14 protein-coding genes are annotated in these 24,789 nt (G+C 64.4%); 7 read left to right on the top strand and 7 right to left on the bottom strand.

Annotated features, from left to right (window positions below; genetic code table 11):
- The first annotated feature begins 26 nt into the window (after positions 1–26).
- On the top strand, positions 27–1,628 hold the full coding sequence (locus RT460_RS06980; protein WP_313317996.1) for a carboxylesterase/lipase family protein: 1,602 nt from the start codon (positions 27–29) through the stop codon (positions 1,626–1,628).
- 56 nt (positions 1,629–1,684) lie between these two features.
- Positions 1,685–2,275 (top strand): cysteine dioxygenase family protein, encoded by a 591-nt coding sequence (locus RT460_RS06975; RefSeq protein ID WP_313317995.1) that lies wholly within the window; start codon positions 1,685–1,687, stop codon positions 2,273–2,275.
- Positions 2,276–2,683: 408 nt separating this feature from the next.
- On the opposite strand, the gene RT460_RS06970 is transcribed toward RT460_RS06975, so the two are convergent.
- The 4 genes from RT460_RS06970 to RT460_RS06955 all read right to left on the bottom strand — a co-directional run bounded on the left by RT460_RS06970 (position 2,684) and on the right by RT460_RS06955 (position 13,692).
- Entirely contained in the window at positions 2,684–6,484 is a 3,801-nt protein-coding gene (locus RT460_RS06970; RefSeq protein ID WP_313317993.1) for a LamG domain-containing protein, read from the bottom strand.
- Between the two features lie 139 nt (positions 6,485–6,623).
- Positions 6,624–9,362: a TonB-dependent receptor gene (locus tag RT460_RS06965; protein WP_313317991.1), complete on the bottom strand. Its 2,739-nt coding sequence runs from the start codon at positions 9,360–9,362 to the stop codon at positions 6,624–6,626.
- Positions 9,363–9,631: 269 nt separating this feature from the next.
- The gene (locus RT460_RS06960) at positions 9,632–10,888 is read right to left on the bottom strand and encodes an alginate lyase family protein (protein WP_313317990.1); all 1,257 of its coding nucleotides are present in this window, start codon (positions 10,886–10,888) and stop codon (positions 9,632–9,634) included.
- A gap of 26 nt (positions 10,889–10,914) precedes the next feature.
- Entirely contained in the window at positions 10,915–13,692 is a 2,778-nt protein-coding gene (locus RT460_RS06955) for a TonB-dependent receptor (RefSeq protein ID WP_313317988.1), read from the bottom strand.
- 260 nt (positions 13,693–13,952) lie between these two features.
- Here RT460_RS06955 and RT460_RS06950 point away from each other — a divergent pair, with 260 nt between their 5' ends.
- Genes RT460_RS06950 through eda form a run of 3 tightly spaced genes read left to right on the top strand, consistent with a single transcriptional unit; the run spans position 13,953 to position 17,358 of the window.
- A complete protein-coding gene (locus RT460_RS06950) occupies positions 13,953–15,695 on the top strand; it encodes a glycosyl hydrolase family 28-related protein (RefSeq protein WP_313317987.1) in 1,743 nt (580 codons plus the stop codon).
- A gap of 18 nt (positions 15,696–15,713) precedes the next feature.
- Positions 15,714–16,733, top strand: coding sequence for a sugar kinase (locus RT460_RS06945; RefSeq protein ID WP_313317986.1), 1,020 nt, complete (start codon positions 15,714–15,716; stop codon positions 16,731–16,733).
- Positions 16,720–17,358 carry a bifunctional 4-hydroxy-2-oxoglutarate aldolase/2-dehydro-3-deoxy-phosphogluconate aldolase gene (gene eda, locus RT460_RS06940; RefSeq protein WP_313317985.1) on the top strand — a complete coding sequence of 213 codons (639 nt, stop codon included), beginning with the start codon at positions 16,720–16,722 and terminating at the stop codon, positions 17,356–17,358. Before RT460_RS06945 ends, eda begins: the two co-directional genes overlap by 14 nt.
- Before the next feature lie 378 nt (positions 17,359–17,736).
- Here eda and RT460_RS06935 read toward each other — a convergent pair whose 3' ends face one another.
- Positions 17,737–18,051, bottom strand: coding sequence for a hypothetical protein (locus tag RT460_RS06935; protein ID WP_313318039.1), 315 nt, complete (start codon positions 18,049–18,051; stop codon positions 17,737–17,739).
- Between the two features lie 161 nt (positions 18,052–18,212).
- A complete protein-coding gene (locus tag RT460_RS06930; RefSeq protein WP_313318038.1) occupies positions 18,213–20,294 on the bottom strand; it encodes a TonB-dependent receptor in 2,082 nt (693 codons plus the stop codon).
- Positions 20,295–20,507: 213 nt separating this feature from the next.
- On the opposite strand from RT460_RS06930, the gene RT460_RS06925 reads away from it, so the two are divergent.
- Entirely contained in the window at positions 20,508–21,710 is a 1,203-nt protein-coding gene (locus RT460_RS06925) for an amino acid aminotransferase (protein WP_313317984.1), read from the top strand.
- 226 nt (positions 21,711–21,936) lie between these two features.
- Here the strand turns inward: RT460_RS06925 and RT460_RS06920 are convergent, their stop codons facing one another.
- Positions 21,937–23,172, bottom strand: a complete 1,236-nt coding sequence (locus RT460_RS06920) for a DUF4010 domain-containing protein (RefSeq protein WP_313317983.1) — start codon at positions 23,170–23,172, stop codon at positions 21,937–21,939.
- A 286-nt stretch (positions 23,173–23,458) separates the two neighbouring features.
- Between RT460_RS06920 and RT460_RS06915 the strand changes: the two genes are divergently transcribed.
- Positions 23,459–24,466, top strand: a complete 1,008-nt coding sequence (locus RT460_RS06915; protein ID WP_313317982.1) for a class 1 fructose-bisphosphatase — start codon at positions 23,459–23,461, stop codon at positions 24,464–24,466.
- Positions 24,467–24,789: the final 323 nt, after the last annotated feature.

The raw sequence follows: 24,789 nt of genomic DNA, 5'->3' as shown, positions 1-24,789 counted from the left end.
AAACCGCCTGAGCAAAGACAACCACCATGCCCCAGACCCCAAACAACCCGGCCCGCCGCAGCTTCCTCCAGCAAACCACCCTGCTGGTCGCAGCAACCGGCCTTGCCAGCCTCAGCAACGCCAGTTGGGCCAGCACCACCAGCCCCATCGCCCGCGTTCGCAGCGGCCGCGTCGCCGGCCAGAGCGAAGCTGGCGTACACGTCTTCCGTGGCATCCCCTACGGCGCCGATACCGCACCACGCCGCTTCCAATCGGCGCTGATCGAACACCCCTGGCGCGGCGTACGCGAGGCCCTCGACTACGGCGCAGCCGCGCCGCAGACCGGCAGCGACGGCCCGGGCAGCGAAGACTGCCTCTACCTCAACGTGTGGACGCCCGCACTGCGCGACAGCGGCAAGCGGCCGATCCTGTTCTATATCCACGGCGGCGCCTATAACAACGGCTCCGGCAGCGACCCGCTGTATGACGGCGGCAACCTGTGCCGGCGTGGCGACGTGGTGGTGGTGACGGTCAATCACCGGCTCAACCTGTTCGGCTATCTCTATCTGGCCCAGCTCGGCGACGAGCGCTTTGCCGACTCCGGCAATGTCGGTCAGCTTGATCTGGTCCAGGCGCTGCAGTGGCTGCGCCAGCACGCGGCCGAGTTTGGTGGTGATGCCGACAATGTCACCGTATTCGGCCAATCCGGCGGTGGCGCCAAGATCGCCACGCTGATGGCGATGCCGGCGGCCAAAGGCCTGTTCCACCGTGCCTGGACGATGAGCGGCCAGCAGGCCACCGCCGCCGGCCCGCGCACCGCCACCCAGCGCGCGCAGCTGGTGTTGGAGCACTTCAAGACCGATGCCGATGCATTGCGGCGCATGCCGATGCAGCAGCTGCTGGAAGCGGTGAAGGTGCGTGATCCCTCGCGGGTGGAGAACAGCAGCCTGTATGTCGGCCCGGTGCTGGACGCACGCAACCTGCCGGTGCACCCGTTCTGGCCGCAGGCCGCGCAGCAATCGGCGACGATCCCGATGGTGATCGGCAATACCCATGACGAAACCCGCGCCTTCCTCGGCAATGATCCGAAGAATTTCGAACTGAGCTGGGAAGAATTGCCGGCCAAGCTCGAGGCGCAGCAATACGTGGACCTGCTGCCGTCGGTGGTGATCGCCGAGTATCGCCGCATGTACCCGCAATACACGCCGTCGGAAGTATTCTTCGCCGCCACTACCGCCGGCCGCTCCTGGCGTGGCGCCGTGGAAGAACTGGAAGCGCGGGCCCGCCAGGGCGCACCCACCTGGGCCTATCAACTGGATGGCTACGACCGCGACGGCGATGCCGCCAAATTGCGTGCCTTCCATACGCTGGACATCCCACTGGTGTTCCACAACAACACCCAGCCCGGCTCACGCACCGGCAGCAGTGCGGCGATGCAGCAGCTGTCAGACACGATGAGCGATGCCCTGTTGGCCTTCGCCCGCCACGGCGATCCCAACCATGCCGGCCTACCGGAGTGGCAGCACTACGGGCTGGAGCGCCGGCAGACAATGCTGTTCGATACCCGCAGCAGACAGATGGATGACCCGCGAGGTGGCGAACGCCGGCTATATCAGCAGGCCCCGTTCATCCAGCGCGGCACGTTCTGAACAGGCGCGCGAATAGTTTCAACGGAATCTTTACCTGGCTTGCCTAGACTGCGGCCATGACATTGCATTCGCCGCATCCGGAATTTGCCGGGCGTCAGCGCCTGTTGGATGGCATTGACGCCGCCTTGCAGGCCGCTGACACGTACAGCACCGTTGCCCAGGTTCAGCGTGTACTGGAGCAGGCCATCCGCGATCCGCAGATCGTGCTGCCGGCCTGCGTCCACGCCCCTGTGCACGGCCACTATGCACGCCGCGAGATCTACCGCAGCCCGCAGCACGGCTACAGCATCATCGCCATGACGTGGGGCCCCGGGCAGGGCACGCCGCTGCATGACCACGACGGCCTGTGGTGCGTTGAAGGCGTGTGGCAGGGAACGCTGGAGATCACCCCCTACCAGATGCTGGAACGCGATGGCGAGCGCTATCGGTTCGCCCCGCGCGACTGCCTGCAGGGCTGCAAGGGCAGTGCCGGCAACCTGATCCCGCCGGATGAGTTCCATACGCTGCGCAACAGCGATGCCGAGCGGATCGCGATATCGGTGCACGTCTACCAGAGCGTGATGGAACGCAGCCACGTCTTCCAGCCGATTGATGATGCCCCGCGCTGGTATGCGCGTGAGTGCAGGGAATTGGGCCTGGACGCGTAGTCGGCGCGCTGGGTTTTGTCTGTAGTGCCGAGCCATGCTCGGCAGGTGGCATTACCGGGAAAGCCTCTGCCGAGCATGGCTCGGCACTACAGTCAGCGCTGCGCGCGCGAGTTGGCAGCTGCGCTTTTTGATTTTGATTTCGCTCCCTTCTCCCCTTGCGGGAGATCAAAGGGCCTGCCCCCGCGAAGGCGGGGGTGCCCGAAGGGCGGAAGAGGGGAGGCGTGCGAAGCACGCTGGCTTTCGTCTTTCAGGTGAGCAGCGATCTTCGATCGCTTCCCCTCTCCCCAACCTCCGCTCCGCGCCCCGGCCCTCGCTTACGCGAGTGCGCTCAGAGAGCAGCGAACCAATGGTTCGCAAACTGCTCTCCATCGCCCCGCAGGGGGAGAGGGGCTTCAGAGCTTCAGAGCATCAACGCGCCGACAGCGGCAACCGATTATTAAGCTTCGTCACCTCAGCCCCATCCCCCTCCAGGCCCACCCGCACACTCGCCCCCTCACGCTTGAAGCCAGCAGGCAACGCCAGCTCCACCGTCACCGTGCGCGGCACAAGATCCAACGGTGCTTCCAGGGCAGGCACCGCGACCCGCGCTACTTCGCGACCACCCGCATCTTCCAACACCGCATAGCCAAGACCAGTACCCACATGCCCCAAGCTGTGCACGGTCAGCAATACGCGCTCGCCGTCGAGCTTCAGATCACCGCGGCCAATACCCAGGTCGGCGCGCGTCTCCACCGGCGTACCCGCTGTCACCAGCTCGAACTCGAATACCTGGCTTTGCTTCGGCGCAAACCGCAATTGCGTGCCGACGCTCTTCTCAAGCAGCACCTCGCGAACCTCCGCCTTGCCATCGATCACATCGTCCCCATCGCGATCCACGCCACTACGCACCCGCCAGGTACCGGCAGCGATGTTCCAGCCGGTCATCGTCACGTCCAGCGGCGTGTTACCGAGGTTGTAGGCGATCACCTTGAAGCGCTCGCGTGAGGGCGCATGCACCAGCAGGGCAACCTGCTCGGCAGCATCAGGCTGCGCGAACTGCCAGCTGACGGTATGTCCCGGCCAGCTCTGGTTGCGCTTCAGGCCGATACCGCCAAGGCGCAGGCGCTGCAGGAACTCGCTCGGCGCTTCGACACGGTCGCTCCACCAGTGGCCTTCGGTATTCATGTACTCGCGCTGTGCCTTGGCCTGGATGCCATCGGCATGCAGCGCTTCCAGGTACTTCTTGTCACCGGTCTGCTGCCAGGCACTGATCGCGGCGAAGCCACTGCCGCCCTTGTCGGCGTCGGCCAGCAACTGCTGGCCCCAGTCCTGCTGCCGACCGAGTACATCGACGTAGTTCTCGCCCAGATTGGACAGCGCGCCCGGCCCACCACGCAGCACGCGGTAGTCCAGCGCCTGCAGGTACTTGGCATCGCCACTCCAGCGCCATGCAGCCCAGAACGTATGCATCACATCACCACTGCCCGAACCCTGGTTCAGCTCGCCACCACGGGTCTTGCCGGTGGCCCAGTTGATTTCATTGGGCAGGGTGAAGCGGCCCTTGTCGTCGGTATAGGCGTGGGCCAGATAGCCATCCGCCAAGCCGGTGACCAGCTTGCGGCCGGTGGGATCGGCGTTGTACTCGCCGATCAGGAAGGCCGGGTGCAGGGCTGGGAACGAATACGGCTTCTGCCACTGCCAGTTCGGCTCACGGTAGACCTTGTTGCCGCCAAACCAGTTGCTGGAGAACAGCAGGTTGCCCTGCGGGTTGCGCAGGATGATGCGCTCGTCGAAGGCCTTCACCGTTTCCATCAGGCGCTCGACGGTGAGCGGGTCACCCCAGTTGAGGTAGAGCATCGCGCTGTTGGCGTTGATGCCTTCCTCGTAGGCGTGCAGTTCGTCGGTCTCGATGGTGCTCAGGCCATTGGAGAACATGCCGTTCTTGTAAACCGCGTCCGACAGCGCGGTCAGCGAGGTGTTCAGCCGCTCCGGTTCAACCCCCATCAGCGCCAGCCCCGGCCATTGCTGGACCAGGTCCGAGTCATCGGAAATGCCGCCGCCGAAATCGCCGTAGGGCACCTGGCGGTTTTCAATCCACCAATCGACGAAGCGACGCACGTACTTCAGGTCTTCCACCTGGCGGAACGCCCACAGCGGCACGCCCTTGGGCGGCAGTGGCTGCTCGAACGGCGGCTTGCCCTGGCTGTTGTAGCTGATGTAGTTCCAATACAGACGGCCAAGTTCATGGTCCGGATCAACCCGCAGCAGATCACTGAGGTCAGCATAGACGCGCGCGTATAGACGCTGACGCTTGGAGGTGGTGTGTTCCTCGACCAGGAAGCCCCAGTTGTCACGCACCTGGTTGAAACGGTCGGCGACGTGTTGCTTGATCGCCTCCTTGCGCTCCTTGAACACAAGCCGCACTTCGCCGCCATCCAGCGATGCGGCGTTGAAGCCCGGTGCCGCCGAGGCCAGCGTGATCCACAGGCTGTCGGCGGTGAGGATGCGATCACGCAGGTCCAGCCACAGCGTGCGTGCCTGGCCCGGCTTCACCGACACCGAGACATCAATCATGTCGCGTGCCGGCCAGACCGGGTCCTTGATGCGGATGTTCAGCGGGATCAAACCGTCATGCGTCGCTGGCAGGTCCAGGGCGGGGATGTCGATGGCCACGCCATCGAGGCCGTCATACATGTTCTCCCAGCTGTGCGCCCAGCTGCGGATCAGCGGCTGCGCGGCCGGTGCATCGCCCACGCCGGACGGAACCAGCACGTGCACGATCGGCAGAGGCTTGGCCGGCAGGCTGTCGGCACCGCGCTTGCGCGAGCCCGCGCCCTTGGGCAAGGCCATCACCGTGCTGCGCTCGTCCGGGGCGAAGCGGCCGTCAATGTAATCACGCAGGCTGGCAATGTTGGTGTAGTCCGGCAGCACGCTGCTGTCGATCTGGTAGCGCTGCTTGACCGTGCCCTCCGGCTCGGCCGCATCGCTGACCTGATAGCCCCAGATTTCCTGGATCGGCGTTTCCTGCGCGGTGTTGTGGAAGTGCAGCGTGCCGCCCACCTGGTCGGCAAAGCTGTCGACGCTGCGCACCACGCCCTGCGGACGATTGAACAAGCTGCCCGCCGTGCCTTTGAGTTCACCGTAGGCGGCACCGCGGATCTCGATGCGGTTGATGGTTTCGCCTGCCGGCACGGTCAGGTCAAGTTGCTGGCCGCCTTCGACATAGGTGTTCCAGTCCGGCAGCTGCATATAGTCATTGCGACCGGGCAGGCGCGAGCGGTTGTAGACACCCGGCCAGGTGGTTTCAGCAATGCCGTCGGTGCCTTTCCACATCCACTGCAGCTTGTCCTTGACGTCGGCAAACTCGACCTTGCGGATCGAGGTTGTCGGCGCGCTCAGTACCGGCGGCGGCGCGCCTTCCCAGCCATAGCGGTGCCACCAGGCGCGCTGCGACGCGGTCCCGGTCTCGGCACTGCGTGGTTCGGCATTGCGTGCTAGCGCGGCGACACCATTGGCATCGAGCATGCGGTCGTAGACGCGGATCTCATCGAAGTCGCTGCCGCGCAGGAAGTTGTAGCGGCTCTGCACCTGGTAGGGCGCCATCACCCGCCCGGCGAGGCCGAACTGGTCCAACGCGGCGTCGTAATCACCGGTGGTCGCCGCCTGCACCACTTCACGGCCATCGACGAACAGCTTGACGCCCTTGTCCTCGTCCCACGCAAAGGCGATGTGCTGCCACTGTACGGGCGAAGGATTGCCGTCGAGCTTGAACGAGACGCGGGTGCGGGCCAGGTTGGCATCGGTGACGAAAGCATCGAAGCCGTGGCCATTCCAATCGATGCGCAGCCAGGCCATGTCCCAGCTGCTGTGGTCGGCATAGCCGACGCGGAAGATCACGAACGGGGTTTCACCCACCGCGTAACGCGAGCGCCAGAAGAAGGACAACGTGCCGCGTTCGGCCTGGATGTTGCCGGGGGCATTCCACGACAGCACGCCATCGTCCTGCCACTGGATGGCACGGCCATGCGCACCATTGTCGACAAGGCTGACCTTGTCCTGGAAATTGGGGATGGCATCGCCTTGCGCACTGTCCGCGCTGAAGCCCTTGTCCGCCGATACGCGGAACAGCAACTGTGGCGAAGAAACCTGCGCTGCCGCCGGGAGAGCGAACAGCAGCGCAGAAGCCAAAAGCAAGGGGCGGAGTACGGGGCGGTTGGAACGTGGAGGCATCGTGCGTCTCTTGGTGGCGTGCGGCACAGGTGCAGTCCGCATGCGGTGGGCCAAGTTAGCGACGCCAACGCGTCTGCACATTCTGCGTCGCACCATCAAAACCCCATCCCGGCATCGCGCCGGGATGGGTATCACAGCATCAGAACTTGTAGCGGAAGCCCAGCAGGTACTGGCGGCCGGTCTCGGTGTAGTACAGCGGGAGCTGGCCAGTGGTCGGCGACTGCACCCACTCGTCATAGCCTTCGTTGGTCAGGTTGATCGCTTCCAGGCTCAGTTCCACCTGGTCGCTGATCTTGTAGCGCAACGACGCATCGATGACGGTGGTGCCGCTGACGCCATGCACGCCGTCGACGTTGAAGCCGGCTTCCGAACCCGGCGCCTGGGTCAGGTAGTCATCGCGGTTGGTGGCCGATACACGACCGGCGAACTTGTCGCCTTCATAGAACAGCGTTGCATTCCATGAAGAGCGCGACAGACCGGTGAGGTCGTTCTTCATCACCGCCGCACCGCTGCTGTTCAGGTACTGGATCTTGGAATCCACCCAGGTGTAGTTCAGCTGCAGACCCAGGTTGGACCACTTGCCCGGGAGGAAGGTGAAGGGCTGGATGTAGTTCGCTTCCAGGCCGTTGAGCTCGCCGCCCGGAGTGTTCAGCGGGATCGAGAAGGTGAAGTCATCGTTGACGGTCGCGCCGGTGCCATCCAGCAGCGAAGCCGGCAGGCCGCTAGTGGAGTACGGGCGGATTTCCTTCGCCGTCTGGATGAAGCTCTCGATGTCCTTGTAGAACAGGCCCAGACCAACCATCGCGCCTTCGTTGAAGTACCACTCAAAGCCCAGGTCCACGTTGGTGGCGCGGATCGGATCCAGATCCGGATTGCCGCCGCTGACAGTACGCGCACCGCCCGCCACCGCTACGGTCACACCTGGCGTCAGACTGCCCAGGCCCGGGCGGGTCATGACCTTGGCCGCGCCCAGGCGGATCAGGAAGTCCGGGGTGATCTCGGCAACCAGGTTGAACGAGGGCAGGGTGTCGTCATAGGTACGGCTGACCGTGGTGTCGGTCGGCACGCCGTTGATCATTGCCGAGCCGGTGGATTCCTGCTTGGTGCGCACGTAACGCACACCGAAGTTGCCCGACAGCGGAATGGAACCCAGCTCGGTGGAGAACTCACCCATCAGGTAGGCGCCGCGGTCCTGTTCCTTGACGCTGCGCGTGTTGTTCAGACGCGGAGCCACCGCGAAAATCCCGTCATTGCCATAGATGTTGAACAGATTGGCGATGGCGTCCAGGTCGGGTACCACCCAGTTCGACGGCGAGCCGCTGAAACCCTTGAGGCTCGCATCCTGGGTCAGGTCACCCGGCACGATGGTCGTACCGTCGGCGAAGGTCGGCACCGTGCCTTCGGCCGCACGGCGCAGCTCTACGGTCTTGAAGGTGTAGTCCTTGGCCAGCACGCCGCCCTTCAGGCGGAAGCCGGGGCTGATGTTCCAGTTGAAGTCGATCTGGCCGGTATCGAAATCATTGTCCACGTACTGCGGACGCAAGCGGATTTCCGCCAGGGTCCAGCCATTGGGATCGGTCGGGTCGATGCCATAGTTGAGCACCGGTCGATTCATGTCGCCACGGTAGTCGTAGCTGAAGCCGTCGACGTCGAACTTGTCCATGATGATCGTGGTCTGCACCGGATTCTCATGGCTGGAACGCGAGGTGCCGATCTTGCCGGACAGGGTGAAGTCGTCGCTGAACCGGTGCTTGGCATTCAAGCTGAGCTGCTTGTAGTCGGTGCTCCATTCGTCATGGCGATTTTCCGAACGGATATCGACGTTGTCGAAGACACCATAGACCAGCGCATTGTTGCGGACCTCACCATCGCGCACGATGGTCTGCGGCTTGCCGGTGCCCGAACGGCTGAACGAGATTGCCTCGATGTAGTTCTCATCGCGCACTGCATCGATCTTGGAGTACAGCGCGTCGAGCGAAATGTCGGTGGCGTCGCTGGGCTTCCACTGCAGGGAGCCGGTGACGCCCAGACGCTTCTGCTGGTGCTCCATCTGCACGTAGCGCGGGAAACGAGGGTGATACGTATCAGCAGACAATGCCTCGGTATACGGGGAGGCCGCATTGAAGCCACCGTTGCTGGTGCCATTGGCCCAGCGGCCCGTGTTGGAACCTTCTTCCAGCACCTGACGCTCGGAATAGGCCACCGACAACAGTGCACCGAAGGTGCCATCGGCAAACGTATTGGAGATCAGCGCGGCCACACGCGGATCGGCCTTCTGCGCCATGTCGTTGTAGCTGGCCTGGCCGCTGGCGGCGAAGGTGAAGCCGTCGTAGTCGAACGGACGCGCGGTGTTCAGGTCAACCGTTGCACCCAGCGAACCTTCTTCGACATCGGCCGACGCCGTCTTGCGCACGATCAACTGCGAGAACAGGTCCGAGGCGAACACGTTGAAGTCGAAACCACGACCACGGTTGGAGCCGCCGGTCTGGTCACCGGAACCTACCGTTGCCAGTGCTTCCATGCCATTGATACGCACGCGGGTGAATTCCGGGCCCAGGCCACGCACGGAGATGCTGCGGCCTTCACCGGCATCGCGCGCAATCACCACGCCGGGAATGCGCTGCAGCGACTCAGCAAGGTTCAGGTCCGGGAACTTGCCGATGTCCTCGGCAACGATGGCATCGACCACACCGGCTTCGCCGCGCTTGATGTCCATCGCCTTCTCGACGCTGGCGCGGTAGCCGGTGACGGTCACGGTGTCCAGGTCGGTAGCGCTACCTGCATCCTGCGCCGAAGCAGCGCCGGCTTGAAGGGCCAGACCGATACCCAAGGCCAGCAAGGTAACCGGTGTCTTTTTCTGCGAGTTACGTGGCTTCATTGTGCTTCCCCTCTCCAAGGTTTGCATGCGATACGGTGGTGCCAGCTTGTGTTTCACGCCGGATGACACCGCTGGTCAAAACCGAAAGTAACAGCTGCGTGAAAGCGGAGCATCTTGCACTGCAACAGGAGCTGCAGCCGCCGGAAAGCCCTGTCCGAAGGACAGCGCAACACCAGCCCGGGGCATTGAATGGACACCCGGCCGACAATGACACCGATAGCCAATAAAGGGCGCACCCCAGGATGCGCCCTCGCTCATTGCCGTCTTGCTCAGCCGCCGCGTGGCGGGGGCAAGGGAATCAACAGGTTCCACTCCGATCCGTCATTGCCTGGCTGCAGTGCCCGGGCACCGGCGAAGTAGTCCGGTTCGTTCCATTGCCAGCCCGCGCGCGACATCGCCTTGTAGAAGTCCAACGTGTCCGCCTTGTCCAGTTCAGGGTAAGGCCAGCGACTGACATCCGTGCTGTAGGCCGCGACGAAATCAGTCGCCTTGCGCAGGTCGCCGTTGCCATTCGGGGCTTGGTAACTCCACAGGTCCACGCCAACGCAGTTGCCCAGGTCCGCCAGGTCATACGCCGCGTTCAAGGTCCAGGTGACGTAGTGCAGCGAGCGGGTGCGGCTGAGCTCTTCATGCAGCTCGCCCTTGGCCGATATCTGCGGCGCCAGCCGTGCTGGCTTGGCGCGCTCGGCGACGGCGGCAGCCAGTTGCGCATCACCGGCAAACAGCGCGAAGTGCGTCAGCAAGGTGTCGTAGAACAGGCCGTGGTTATTGCGTGCCGCGCGCTCTTCCTGGCCGATCCTGCTGCTTTGCATCCACCCGGCAAGGTCCCCGAACCAACGCTGCAGGCCGGCGATGTCGTGTGCATCCAACTTTTTTCCACGCTGCAGCACGCCAATGGATTCAATCACCCGCGGCAAGCGATGCGCATCGATCACGCCCTCCGCGCGACCGGCGACCTTGCCGGGAATGGCCTGTCCATGCTCCAGGTTTGGATTCATGCGCGTGGCCGGATCCAGGAACCAGGTGCGCAGGACCTGCACGGCTTTGTCGGCGTAGCGTTCGTCGCCGGTGAAGTAGTAGGCCAGCGACAAGCTCTGCACGTCGCTGCTCATCGCCTCCAGGCGGGTGACATCGAATGCTCCTGAATCACGCTCCGGGTTGAAATGGCCGTCGCGTCGCTTATAGGGCAGACCGTCAGCCTTGCTGGGATCCGGCCACCAGTAAGGCCCCATGCTCATGTAGTCGTGGCGATCACCGCTGGCCGGCAACCGCGTCTTGTCGACAACGCTGTAGCGCGGGTGTTGCAGCGCTGCATCGGCGGCCTGCAGCAGCGCAGCGCGGGCAGTCGCCAATGCAGGCGCATCAAACTGCGCCCGCGTTTGCTGCAGCCAATCCGGCCGCCACAGGAACAAGCGGCCACCATCAAATGCCGCCGCGTAGCCTTGATCCGCGTGGCAGGTCGGTGCGCTGGCCGGGCCAGCAGCGATGGCCTGTACGGGGCAAAGCCCCGCCAGTGCCATCGCCATCCAGCCTTTCAGCGTTGCAGGACGCCTCAATAGCGGAACCTCACGCCGAAGAAGTAGCTGCGCCCGAAGTAACTGGACTCGGCAATGCTGCCTTGCACCGGGCGGTACATCACCTGGTGCTCGTTGGTGACGTTGATGGCCTGGGCCTTCAACTGCCAGTTTTCATTGATGTCATAGCTGGCTGAAAGATCCAGATAGCCGGAGTCGTCAACGAAGCGGTTGGCGGTCAGCGATGATGGCTTGAAGTAGCCCGACCGGTACTTGTAGGCAGCACGCAGCGACAGGCCGCCGCCTTCCCAGTACGCGGTCAGCGAACCGGTATTGCGCGACAAGCCAATGATCCCCGCCGGATCGGTGAAGTCGGCAAGCGGGTAGTCCGGGTCGACTGCCGATGGGTCGGCGTACTTGAAGTTGGATTCCGCGTAGTTGTAGTTGAACTGCAGCCCCAGGCCACTCCAGGCACCCGGCAGATAGGTGAAGGCATGGTTGGCCGTCACTTCAAAGCCACGCAGATAAGACTTGCTGCTGTCGTTGCCCTGCTGCTGCACCGGTACGTTGTAGGTGATGCCATCAATCACGAAGTCTTCGTTGACCGAGTAGGCATCGCTGGCTACTGTGCCCGCCTTGAGCCGCTTGTAGTACAGCGCCAGCGAGTAACTGGTGAAGGGATTCTGGTAGTACTCCAGCGACAGGTCCAGGTTCCAGGACTGCAGCGGTTCCAGACGCGGATTGCCCCCGCTCGCGCCCTCCAATGCTTCCTCCGGCGTGGCCGCATTGCCATCGATGATCAGGGTGCGGCCAGCACCGAGGTCCTCGATATTGGAGCGTGCAATCGCCTTGTAAACGGCGCCCTTCAAGTACAGATCCGGCCGCAGCTGCGCGCTGATGTTGAAGCTTGGCAGCACGTCGGTGTAGCTGTGGTCCAGGGTCACGGTATCGAAGCTGCCGGGGACCCGCTCCAGGGTGTATGACGGCAGCCCGGTGGTGGCATCGATCGAGCTCTCGAGCGTATAGGCGCCGCGGTAGCCACTGGATTCCACCTCTGTGCGAACTACGCGGACACCCAGGTTGCCGGTAACAGGCGTTGCACCCCATTCACTGCTGAAACTGCCCATCGCGTAGGCCGCGTAGATGCGCTCATTGATGTTCAGGTCGCTTTCGCTGCGCGGATCGGCCGCCGCCCCCAGATCGTTGGAACCGGTGAAAGCGTTGTACAGGCAGCGCGTATCGAACTGTGCCCATTGGGTGATGTTGGTGCCGCTGCCCTTGCCCCAATCGCTGACGGCATTATCAATGCGGCAATTGGCATTGCCGGCCAGCAACGCAGCCGAAGCAATGGTTTCCAGGTTGTTGTTGTTGTCCAGATCGGTGACGCGATCATGGTCGGAGATGCGTCCGCCGAACTTGAACTGGTGCCAGGTGCCGTAGCGATCCCAGGTGACATCCATGCGCGCGGCCTTGATCTCATCCTCGCGATCCTCGGCCTGACGACGCGCATAACCGCTGGTGGTGAAGGCATCGTAGTCGTTGAGGTCGACCGGGCTCAGGAACTCCACGGTCGGAATGTCGGTTGACTGATCAACGACATAGCCAACCCGGCCACCCTTTCCGAACAGCGTATTGCTGCGGAGCCGGGTAGAAAAATCCACCTGCTCACGGTGCGTCTTGGAGTACGACAGATCGCCATTGATGGTGACCGCGTCAGTGGCCTTGAACGCTGCGGACAAGCCAACGCCGGTGTAACTTTCGTCGCGGTTGCGGATGGTGCCCTGTGACTCCAGGTAGCCGTTGCCGGCGTACTTGATCAGCGCACCGTCAGCGTTCATTTCAATCGGCACGATCCCGCTTCGACCTTCGGCAAATACCAGATCGTGCCGGTCCTCGTAGGACTTGCGCTTGGACAGCTGAGTATCCAGCGCGATGTCCCAACGATCATTCGGCTGCCACTGCAACGCGCCCGAGAAGGCGCGACGGGTATCCTCGGTCTTGAGCTGGCGGAAATTGAACTGATTGGGCACGAAGTAGGTCGGGTTGTCGCTACCTGCTTCGTAACTGCAGTTCCCTGCCGTCGGCGCCGATGCCGTGCCGTGGATGCTGTTGCACGGCCGGAAGCTCGACGACGCGGTATAGAAATCCTCCGGTGCCGAGCCATCGGTGGTGGCCACGCCCAGCGCCACACCAACGCGGCCATAGGCGGTATCGAACTGATCCAGGTAAGAGCCGGAGAAACGCGAACCCAAGCCATCGTCGGCACGGTCTGCGCCCGGTTGGTAGTTGCCGCGCCCCTCGATCTGGATGCGGCGCTTCTTGGCATCCAGCGGTCGCGCGGTGCGCAGCTCGATGATGCCGGAGATGCCGCCTTCGACGAAGTCGGCTTGTTGGGTCTTGTAGACCAGCACGCCGTTGGTCAGCTCGGACGGGAACTGCTGGAAGGACACGGCGCGATCACCGCTACCGCTGGATACCTCACGGCCGTTGACCGTGGAGAAGCCCAGATACGGCCCCATGCCACGCACCGAAATTTCCGAGGCCGAGCCCTTGAAACGGTCGGCGGTCACACCGGCTACGCGCTCCAGGGTTTCGCCAACGGAGTTGTCCGGCAGTGCGCCGATTTCATCATTGACGATGGCGTCGACGATGACCGAAGCATCACGCTTCACTTCGATCGAATCACGTTGGGTCTCACGCGTACTGGTCACGGTCACCGTGTCCAGCGTGCTGGGGTCCTGGGTGCCGGCCGCGTCCTGCGCCTGGGCCGGTAGGGCATAGAGGGCGGCCAGGATGGCGCCGGTGAGTACTGCCATGGAGCACTTGCTGGTCACTGCTGTCGTCATTACCGATCTCCCCTCGAATGGACTTGAGCAAACCGGGCCGGCCTTTGTCGTAATTGGCCGGTCCCCTTATGACACCGCTGGTCATTGGTTTAGTCTATCCAGAATGCGAGAAGACGCACCTTGCGGCGCAGCAAGACAAATCTTAGGATTTTCAATATGTTGCGAGTGAATTTGGCCATCGCAAAGATGAATTGGCCATCGGTGTCATAAATCCAAGGAGTTGCAGCCAAATGCCCGGACCAACCTCCCATCACGGCCCGTCACCGCGCCATCGGCCATTGCGCACGCTGTTGCTTGCAGCCCTGCTGGCACCGCTGCCGGTGCTGGCCGGCGACACCACCGCGCCCTTGCTGAGCGTTGGCGAAGGGCGGTGCCCGAACCCGCTTCCGGACTTCTCCCACGCCGGCTATGGCAACGGTTTGATCCCCCTGCCCGAGGCAAGCGGCAAGTTGGTCGATGCCCGCGACTACGGCGTGGTCGCTGACGATGCGCTGGATGATTCGGCGGCCCTGCAGAAGGCGTTGGCGGCGGCGCGCGCCGTGACCGGGCCGGTGATCCTGCAGCTGCCGGCAGGGCGCTTGATCGTCAGCGACATACTGCGCATCGACCGCAGCGATATCGTGGTGCGCGGCCAAGGCAGCGGCGTGGGCGGCACGGAACTGTTCTTCCCACGGCCGCTGCGCATCGTCGACAAGAGCCAGGAACTGAAGGAGCTGCGCGAGTACCTGGTGGAGAACAACAAGTACCAGGTCGAGCGCGACAACAACGTCCATGCGTTGTTCTCCGAGTATTCGTGGACCGGCGGCTTCCTCTGGGTCGCCCCCGCCAACAACCGCCCCGCGGCCTATCTGAGCCGCTATGACACGCCTTCCAGCACCAACCGGTTGGGCCAGCTGCTGGGCGGTGTGCAGGGGCAGAGCCAAGTCACCTTCGATGCCGGCAGCAAGCTTGCTGTTGGCGATGTCGTGCAGATCCGCTGGTTCAACCAGCAAGGTCCCGACGGCGCGCTGGTCAAGGAGCTGTACGGCGCGGACCGTTCGCAGCTGAAGGTGGGCGCCAACCATTGGAATTTCCCCGACCGGGCGCTGGCAGTGCAGACCGTGCGCATCGAAGCCATCACCGGCAACCATGCCACCCTTTCCAGCCCCTTGTTGCACGACATCAACGCGCAGCTGCCGGCAGACGTTGCCAGCTGGCCGCACCTGAGCAAGGTCGGCATCGAAGAGATCAGCTTCGTGTTCCCGGAAGGCAGCAGCTTCGGCCACCACCAGGAGGAGGGCTACAACGCCATCCACTTTGCCGGCGTGTACGACGGTTGGATCCGCAATATCCGCAGCCGTGACGCCGATGCCGCCGTGCTGACCTATGACAGCGCCAACCTGACCCTGTCCGACATGGTCATCGAGGGCAAACGCAAAGCCCATTACGCGGTGCACGTGGGCAATGTGCACAACGTGCTGGTGCGCGATATCGACGTGTTCAATCCGGTCATCCACACCTTCAGCATCAATACCCAGGCCACCCGCAATGTTTTCCTGCGCGCCCGCGCCTGGCAGGAACCGGTAATCGACCAGCACGCCGGTGCCAACCACCAGAACCTGTTCGACAATCTCAGCCTGCACATCACCGCCCGTCGTGATAAGGCCGGCCAAGCCTGGTATCCCATCTGGAATGGCAGCGGCGCCGGCTATTGGGAGCCCGGCCATGGCCGCTACAACACCACCTGGAACCTGCAGGTAGCCGTGGATGGCGGCGCGGCGCCGGATGAAACGGTGCGCCTGGACGGCAGCGACGAAGGCCCGGATGCGCGCGTGATCGGCATTTCCGGCAACCGCCGGTTTACAGTCAACTATCGCCCGGCGCCGTTGCTGCGTTCGCTCAACCAGCCGCTTGCGGACGCGCCCTCGCTTTACGAACTGCAGTTGGCCCGCCGCAAGGCCGGTCTGCCTGTCCCCACCTGCATTACCGACTGATACACCTGGAGCAAGTAGATGCATCCACAAGTTTTATGTTTTGGCGAGCTGCTGCTGCGGCTCGGCGCCCCCGGCAACCAGTTGCTGCTGCAATCGCCGGCGCTGGACGTGCATGCCGGTGGTGCCGAGGCCAATGTCGGCGTGTCGCTGGCGCACTTCGGCCATGACGTGGCGATGATCAGCGTGGTGGCCGACAACCCGCTGGGTGCGGCCGTGGCCGGCGAACTGCGCCGGCATGGCGTGGACACCAGCCGCGTGCGCCGCAGCGATGGCCGCATGGGCCTGTACTTCCTCACCACCGGCGCCGGCCACCGCCCCAGCGAAGTGGTCTATGACCGCGCCGACTCGGCCTTCGCCAGCGCGCGTGCTGACAGCTATGACTGGCCGGCGCTGCTCAACGGCGCGCAATGGCTGCACCTGTCCGGGGTCAGCCCGGCGCTGGGCATGGAAGCGGCGCAGGCCACGCTGGCTGCAGCGCGCGCGGCCAACGCGCGCGGCATCAAGGTTTCCTTTGACGGCAACTTCCGACCGAAACTGTGGGAGCGCTGGGGCGGCGACGCCAAGGCGATCCTGCGTGATCTGTTTGAGTGCGCGCACATCGTATTTGCCGACTACCGCGACATTGGCGTGGTACTGGGCGGCGAGTTCCCGCAAGCCGACGTACAGGCGCGTGTGGATGCCGCCGCCGCGCAGGCGTTCGCCGCCTTCCCGCGCCTGCAGTACATGGCCTGCACGCAGCGCAGCGCGCACAGCGTTGGCCACCATTCGCTGGGCGCGATGCTGCTTGGCCGCGATGGCACCCGTGCACTGGCCCCGGCTGAAGAGCTGACCGATATCGTCGACCGCATCGGCGGTGGCGACGCATTTGCCGCCGGCGTGCTGCATGGCCTGATTGAAGGCATGGATGCGGAAACCACGATCCGGTTCGGGCTGGCCGCAGGCTGCCTGAAGCATTCCATTCCCGGTGATTTCAACCCTGTCGGCGTGACCGACGTGATGGCCCTGATGGGCGAAGGAAAGTTCGATGTCCGGCGCTGATCCGCGCGTACGCGCAGTGCTCAAACTGGCACCGGTGATTCCGGTGTTCACCCCCGACAATGTCGACGATGCGGTGCAGGTGGCGCAGGCCTTGTTCAACGGCGGCTTGCCGGTGATCGAAGTCACCCTGCGCACCTCGATTGCGATGGATGCGATCAAGGCGATGGTCGAAGCGGTGCCTGATGCGGTGGTGGGTGCCGGCACCGTGCTGACGCCCGCGCAGATGGAAAAGGTGAAATCCATCGGTGGCCGCTTCGCGGTATCGCCGGGCGCGACCGATACGCTATATGCAGCGGCACGTGATACCGACCTGCCGTTCCTGCCCGGCGTGGCCACCTCATCCGAGCTGATGCGCGGGCTGGAGCAGGGGCTGGATACGTTCAAATTCTTCCCGGCGGTGCAGGCCGGTGGCGCGGCAATGTTGTCGGCCTGGAACGGGCCGTTCGGCGATGTGCGCTTCTGCCCGACGGGCGGCATCAGCGCACAGACCGCGTCGCAGTTCCTGCACCTGCCGAATGTGCTGTGCGTGGGCGGCTCGTGGTTGACCACGCGAGAGTTGCTGCAGGCGAAAGACTGGGCTGGCATCGAGCAATTGGCTCGCGCGGCCTCAGTACTTCCGGGCTGATCGCGACGGAAAGCCGTTTTGCTGTGGCTGTGGCTGTGGCTGTTGCTGTTGCTGTTCTCCTCTCCCCCTGCGGGAGAGGATGCCGAAGGCAGGAGAGGGGAGCACGGCGCAGCCGTGTGCTTTCCTTGCTGATTCACTGCGAACAGCTCTCCCTCTCCCCAACCCTCTCCCGCAAGGAGAGAGGGAGCTGAAAGCAGCATTGCCGTGATCCGGAAGGTCGCCCAGCTGTTGCTGTTCTCCTCTCCCCTAGCGGGAGAGGATGCCGCAGGCAGGAGAGGGGAAGCACGGCGCAGCCGTGTGCCTTGTGCTTTTCACCCACGCCAACTGCGACAAGACGCGCTTCCCAACCCCTCCGAAGAAGGCCAGAGAAGACTGAACTCAGCGCACATGCACCGCCGCCACCGGCATGCGATCCAAGGCCATCCAGGCGTCCTCGACCAGATCCCGCACCTGCTCCCAGCGCAGTCGCGAGCCACCGCGCACCTGTTCCCAGTGCTCGGCCAGTTCAGCCTCCGAGTCACGGGGCCAGTCGGCGGCGTGGGTGGTCAGGGCAAAGGCGTAGGCCGGCTGCAGATCGGGCCAGCGCAGGGCCCCCCTGCGGCGCCGGGCGTAGTCATCCAGGCTGTACTGGACGAAATCCTGCGCCACTTCACCCGCGGCATGCCGGCTGCGGCGCAGACGGCCACGGCGCATCACCGAGGGGTCAACGCCAAACAAGGTTGGCGGCGCTGGGTGTTCGCGACGATCGGGGCGGTACATGGCACAACCCTCCCTGTTGGGCCGCCACAGATACGCCCGCCGCCGTTAGCGAGGAGTGATCGGAATGTGGCCGTTTGCGGAAACGCTACCGCCCACTAGCGCAGCCACTGCCATTGCAGGCCTACGGTGACGCTGCGGTCCGGTCCCGGTTCGTAATAGCGCTGGTTGCCGTCATTGACGATGACCGAACCGATGTAGCGCTGGTCCAATACGTTGTCCACACGCGCGAATGCACGCAGAGGCCCACGCGCCGTGGCCCACTGCCGCGCCATCTCCAGATTCAGCAGGCCATACCCCGCGGCGCTGGCACTGCCCAGATCATTGACCCCGATATCGCTGGCGGCGACCACTTCAGCGGCCCATTGCCACGGCCCCGGCTGCCACTGCCAGCGCGCGAACAGCTGCTGGCGCGGCACCGCCGGCAAGCGCGTTCCGGCCGCCACCACGTTTGCAGGCTGGTTGCAGGGCGAGGGCAAGCCGGTACAGGTCAGATAGGGCTGGCGCACGGTGGCCTGCAGCCAGGTGTACGCCAGCTGTAGTTCCTGGTCCGCGCCGATCGGCTGCTGCCAACTCAGTTCCGCACCCTGGCGACGGGTAGCGCCGATGTTGCGGTAGCTGCTGCGGCCACCGCTGTTGGTCGCCACCGCAAGCTCGTCGTCGCTGTCCGCACGGAACAGCGCCAGCTCCAGCCGGGCACCACTTTGCGCCCGCCATTTGCTGCCGATCTCGTAATTGCGCGTGCTACCCGCTGCCAGATCCAGGGCCAGGCCGGCAGCACCATCGGCGCGGTAACCCAGTTCGTTGAAGGTTGGTGTCTCAAAACCGCGGCCGGCGGAGGCATAAAAGCGCAGATCGTCGCTGGCACGGAACACCACGCCCGCTACTGGCGTAGTGGCCGCGTAGTCGCGGCTGCCACTGTCGTCGGGATTGCCGCCGGTGATGTAGTGATCGCGCGAGCGGAACTGCACCTGGCTGTGGCGCGCCCCCAGCAGCGCCGACCAGCGTGGACTGAACTGCCACCAGGCCTGCGCGAACTGGTCCACGTTCTGCACCCGGTCCTGCTGGTCGCGACGCAGCCGCCCCTTGATGCCCAACGTGCTGCCAACGAAGTTCTCGTAGCTGCTGCGGTGTTGTTGCTGGCGGTCCGCATTCGCACCGATCACCAGTTCCAGCGGCCTGCCCGCCAGCTGCCCGTGCCACGCCCAGCGCGCGTCCAGGCCACCGTAGTCGCTGTCCAGATCGATCACGCCGCCGGAATGCAGCGGACTGTTCTGCGGCCCCGGCGGAATCGCCAGGAACTGTTCCACTGCACGCTGGCCGGCATAGCCCATCAGCCGCCAGGTCTGCGTGTCGCGCTCGGCGCTGTAGACCACGCCCGCCTGGTTCTGCCGCACCGATTTGCGGGTGTTGTACTGCGTGGCGACCGCGGTTGCCTGCCGCGGGTTGTCGCGTACCTGCTCACGGCTCAGGCCCAGCGGGTCCTGCGCATGCGGTGCGTCGAAGGCATTGAGCAGCAGCTCCAGGCGATGCCCCGGTGCCAGCTCGAAACCCAGCCGCGCATTGAGCGATTCGCGCCGCGCCGCGCTGTGATCGCGCCAGCCATCGGTAGTGAAGTGATTGGCCGCCACGTTGTAGTGCATGGCCGCAACCTGGCCCTTGAGCTGTACGCCGGTGCTGGAGGTGTTGTTGCTGCCATGGCTGCTGCGCAGCCGCCACGGATCGCCCGGCTGGCCATCGGCGCTCCATAGTTGCAGGACGCCACCGGAAGAATTGCCATACAGCGCCGAGAACGGGCCGCGCAGCACCTCCACCCGGTCCGCACCAAACACGTTGAAATGCGACAGCTGGCCCTGGCCATCAGGCATGGTCGCCGGCACCCCATCGACCAGCAGCCGCACCCCGCGCACGCCGAAGGTGGAACGCGCACCAAAGCCTCGCAGCGACAGCTGGGTGTCCTGTGCATAGTTCTGCCGGTCACGTGCCAGCAAGCCAGGCACCGCCCCCAACAGCTCGGACACCTGCGCGCCGCGGCCGTTGCCGTCGGTATCCGCGCCCAGCGTTGTACTGGACGCCGGCAGGTCGAAATCATCCACCGCGTGGACCTTGGCCGCCTGTACCTGGACCCGCTCCAGCGTAGCGGTGGACAACTCGTCAGCCAGGGCGGGCAAGGCCAGCATCAGGCCGGAAAAAGCAAAAAACCGATTACATGTACGCATCGGCCCATCATCCCCGATCAGCGGTGATGGCGTCATCGCAGTCATGCATGAAGTTCCAGCTGAAACCCTGCGGCCACAAGGCCCCAGCCCTGTTACGATGTTGCGGTTCAGAGCGCCACAGCGGCATCCCGCGCCGAACGCCCCCACTCCCCGCCAACTGATACGAGTATCGCCGTGTCCTTCTTTGCAAACGTGGAACAGGTTCCTGGTGACCCGATTCTGGGTCTGACCGAGGCTTACAACGCTGACAGCCGCACCACCAAGGTCAATCTTGGCGTGGGCATCTACTACGACGAAAACGGCCGCATTCCGCTGCTGCGCGCCGTCAAGCAGATCGAGCAGCAGCTTGCCGCCGAGGCCAAACCGCGCGGCTACCTGCCCATCGACGGCCTGCCGGCCTACACCCAGGCCACCCAGAAGCTGGTATTCGGCGAGGGCTCGGATCTGCTGGCTGCTGGCCGCGTTGCCACCTCGCAGACCATCGGCGGCAGCGGTGCGCTGCGCGTCGGTGCCGACCTGCTCAAGCGTCTGCTGCCGCACGCCACCATCGCCATCAGCAACCCGAGCTGGGAAAACCACCGCGCCGTGTTCGGCGCCGCCGGTTTTGACGTGGTCGATTACACCTATTACGACAACGCCGCGCACGGCCTGGATTTCGCCGGCATGCTGGCCGACCTGCAGAAGCTGCAGCCGGGCACCGTGGTGCTGCTGCACGCCTGCTGCCACAACCCGACCGGTGCCGACCTGAGCACCGAGCAGTGGAAGCAGGTTGCCGCGCTGCTGAAGGACCGTCAGCTGTTCCCCTTCATCGACATGGCCTACCAGGGCTTCGACAAGGGCATCGAGCAGGACGGCCAGGCCGTGCGCATCGTCGCCGAGGCCGGCATCGACAGCTTCATCGTCGCCAATTCGTACTCCAAGTCGTTCTCGCTGTACGGCGAGCGCGTGGGTGCGTTGTCGGTGGTGGGCCCGGACGCTACCTCGACCAAGGCCGTGCAGTCGCAGGTCAAGCGCATCATCCGCACCATCTACTCCAGCCCCTCCACCCACGGTGCCGCGCTGGTGGCCGGCGTGCTGGGCAGCGGCGAGCTGCGTGGCGTGTGGGAAGCCGAGCTGACCGAAATGCGCGAGCGCATCCACGCCCTGCGTGCCGGCATGGTGCAGAAGCTGGCTGCCCTGGGCGCGCCGGAGTTCGGCTTCATCCAGCAGCAGGCTGGCATGTTCTCGTACTCGGGCCTGAGCAAGGCACAGGTGGACACGCTGCGTGACGACTACGGCATCTATGCCGTCGGCACCGGTCGCATCTGCGTGGCCGCACTGAGCCAGAAGAACCTGGACTACGTGGCCAAGGCGGTTTACGAAGTCAGCCGCGGCTGATTGATCGTTGCTGCCGATGCGTTGAAAAGCCCGGGGAAACCCGGGCTTTTTTGTGGCTTCAGGGTTGTGGATAAGGCTGTGGAGCAAGAGCTTTGAAGCACCCCTCCCCAGCCCTCCCCTGCGCGTTGCGCAAGGGAGGGGGCAAGAAGAGCCGCAGTTCGCAAAATGATGGAGGGCTACACCCCACGCCCCAGCCTTATCCACACCCCTCTGTGGATATCCACAGCTAGCCAGGCACCACCCAGGTAACCACCACCGCAGCCACCACCATCGCTCCCAATCCGACCGCCACACCGGCCCCATAGCGCCCACCACCACTGGCAAACGCCAGCACCGACTTGGCCAGTGACGCCGAGGCCAACAAGGCCACCACGCCCCAGCGCGCCTGCGCCAGCTCCAGGCCACCGGAGGCGGTCAGCCCGGCAATGCTCGCCGCCGCCGCATGCAATTCGCCCAAGGCGGCAATCGTCGCACCGGCCAAGGCGCCGGCCTGCCCGAACAGTTGCCGCAGCCCTTCGGACAGCAGCAGCACCGCCGCGATCACCAACGCGATAAGCAGGGCGTGCTTGAGCTGGAAGGCCTTGCTTGCCGGCCCCTGCGGCACCGCCTCATCGGCGACGTGGCGCAATCCCAGTGCCGAGCACAGCAGCAACACCAGCGCGGCGGCAGCCAGAGGCCATGCGGCTGCTTTCAGCAAAGTCGCCGAACTGGTGCCGATAACCGCAGCAAAAAGCAGCAAGGACGCCAGATTCGCCAACAAGGCCGCTGCCACCGAAGGCATCACCAAGGCCGGCGAACCACGACTGCCCCGGCCAAAGCCCGCCACCGCTGCGGTGGATGAGGCAAACCCCGAAAAGAACCCGGCCACCGGCAAGCCCCAGCGCGCGCCCACTGCCCGCAGGGCGATATGACCCAGCATGCCTACGCCCATCACCAGCACCACGATCTGCCACAGCTTGGACGGCACCAGCACGCCCCAGGGGTCGACAGCGCGATCGGGCAGCAGCGGCAACACCACCAGCGCGCAGGCCGCCAGCAGCAAGGCATCGCGCACCTCCTGGTCACTGATCAGCTCCCGACTCAGCCGGGCGAGGGGTGCCTTGGCCCACAGCAGGATCGCCACCACCACGCCAAGGGCCGCCGCCAACGCCGGCTGCTGCATGCCCAGCCCGCCCAGCAGCACGGTTATCAACAGGGCGATCTCGCCGGTCAGACCCGGGTCTTCACGTGAGGTGACGCGGTAGCTGGTCCACGCCAAGGCGGCCACGGACAGCAATGCCACCACAAACACGGCTTGCCCGAGCATCAGCCCGGCAGCGCCCAGCAGGGCGGCCAGCGCATGCGTGCGCACGCCAGCCTGCAGACTGGTACGGCCGCCGTGCTGGCGCTCGCGCACTGCACCTATCAGCAGACCGACGCCCAAAGCGGTCAACAACCCGTGTACGGCCTGATTCCAATCCATCGTGATCTCCAGCAAGGCCGTGAATGGTACGAAGCCTGTGGATAAAGCCAATACCCACGGACTTATCCACATCTCATACCCAAACGAAGTTATCCCCAAATGCGTGTGGATAAGCGCATCAGGCTTGGCGCACAAGGGTCCTGCCTGCCGTGGCGACCATGCGCGGCCTCCGCACGCGGGCACTGTCCACACTTGTCCACAGAAAGACAAAGTCTGGCCATCGCTCGTAAAAAAAGGGCCCAGCCGCGACAATAGCCCTCCTTTTGTCTGAAGGTAGTTGCCGTCCATGTCCCGTACGTCGCTGACCCGCTTCCTGATCGAAGAACAGCATGCCAAGCGCATCAATGCCGACCTGCGCCAGTTGGTGGCGGTGGTTGCCCGCGCCTGCACCAGCATCTCGATCGCCGTCAGCAAGGGCGCCCTGGGCGGCGTGCTGGGTGATGCCGGCACCGGCAACGTGCAGGGCGAGGCGCAGAAGAAGCTGGACGTGATCTCCAACGAGATCCTGCTCGAAGCTAATGCCTGGGGTGGCCACCTGGCCGCCTGCGCCTCGGAGGAAATGGACCACTGCCAGCCGGTGCCGTCCGAATACCCGCTGGGCGACTTCCTGCTGCTGTTCGATCCGCTGGATGGCAGCTCCAACATCGACGTGAACGTGTCGGTGGGCACCATCTTCTCGGTGCTGCGCGCCCCGCAGGGTGTGGAGAAGCCGGGTGACGAGCACTTCCTGCAGCCGGGCACCCAGCAGGTCGCCGCCGGTTACTGCATCTACGGGCCCAGCACCATGCTGATCCTGACTGTGGGCCACGGCACCCACGCCTTCACCCTGGATCGCGAAACTGGCGAGTTCGTGCTGACCCAGCGTGGCATGCAGGTGCCGGCAGACACCAAGGAGTTCGCCATCAACATGTCCAACCAGCGCCACTGGGAAGCGCCGATGCAGGGCTATGTGGCCGATCTGCTGGCCGGCAAGGAAGGCGTGCGCGGCAAGGACTTCAACATGCGCTGGATCGCCTCGATGGTGGCCGACGTGCATCGCATCCTGACCCGCGGTGGCATCTTCATCTACCCGTGGGACAAGAAGGACCCGAGCAAGGCCGGCAAGCTGCGCCTGATGTACGAAGCCAACCCGATGGCACTGCTGGTGGAGCAGGCCGGCGGTGCCGCCACCAATGGCCGCGAGCGCATCCTCGACATCGCCCCGACCCAGCTGCACCAGCGCGTACCGGTGTTCCTCGGTTCGAAGAACGAAGTGGCCGAAGCCACCCGCTACCACCGCGATCACGATGCCTGAGCAACCGCTCCCTGTAGTGCCGAGCCATGCTCGGCAGAGGCGTTCCCGGTAAGGCCCCTGGCCGAGCATGGCTCGGCGCTACATTCCGTGTGGCCCGGGTAAGCGCAGCGCACCCGGGGCCATTCGCGCAATGCTCTCGGGTGCGCTGCGCTTACCCGGGCTACGGGCTTTGCGGGTACGGCCCCCGCCGAGCATGGTTCGTGTTCTTCGAGTCGAATAACGAAGGCCCCTGAGCCACCCGCGACCATTACGCCTGCATGGCAGCTGATGTAGTGCCGAGCCATGCTCGGCAGAGGCGTTCCCGGTAAGGCCCCTGGCCGAGC

The sequence above is a fragment of the Stenotrophomonas sp. genome, assembly GCF_032061965.1.
Classification (GTDB): domain Bacteria; phylum Pseudomonadota; class Gammaproteobacteria; order Xanthomonadales; family Xanthomonadaceae; genus Stenotrophomonas.
Note: the sequence above shows the minus strand (reverse complement) of the source record. Positions and strands in the feature narration are given on the sequence as shown.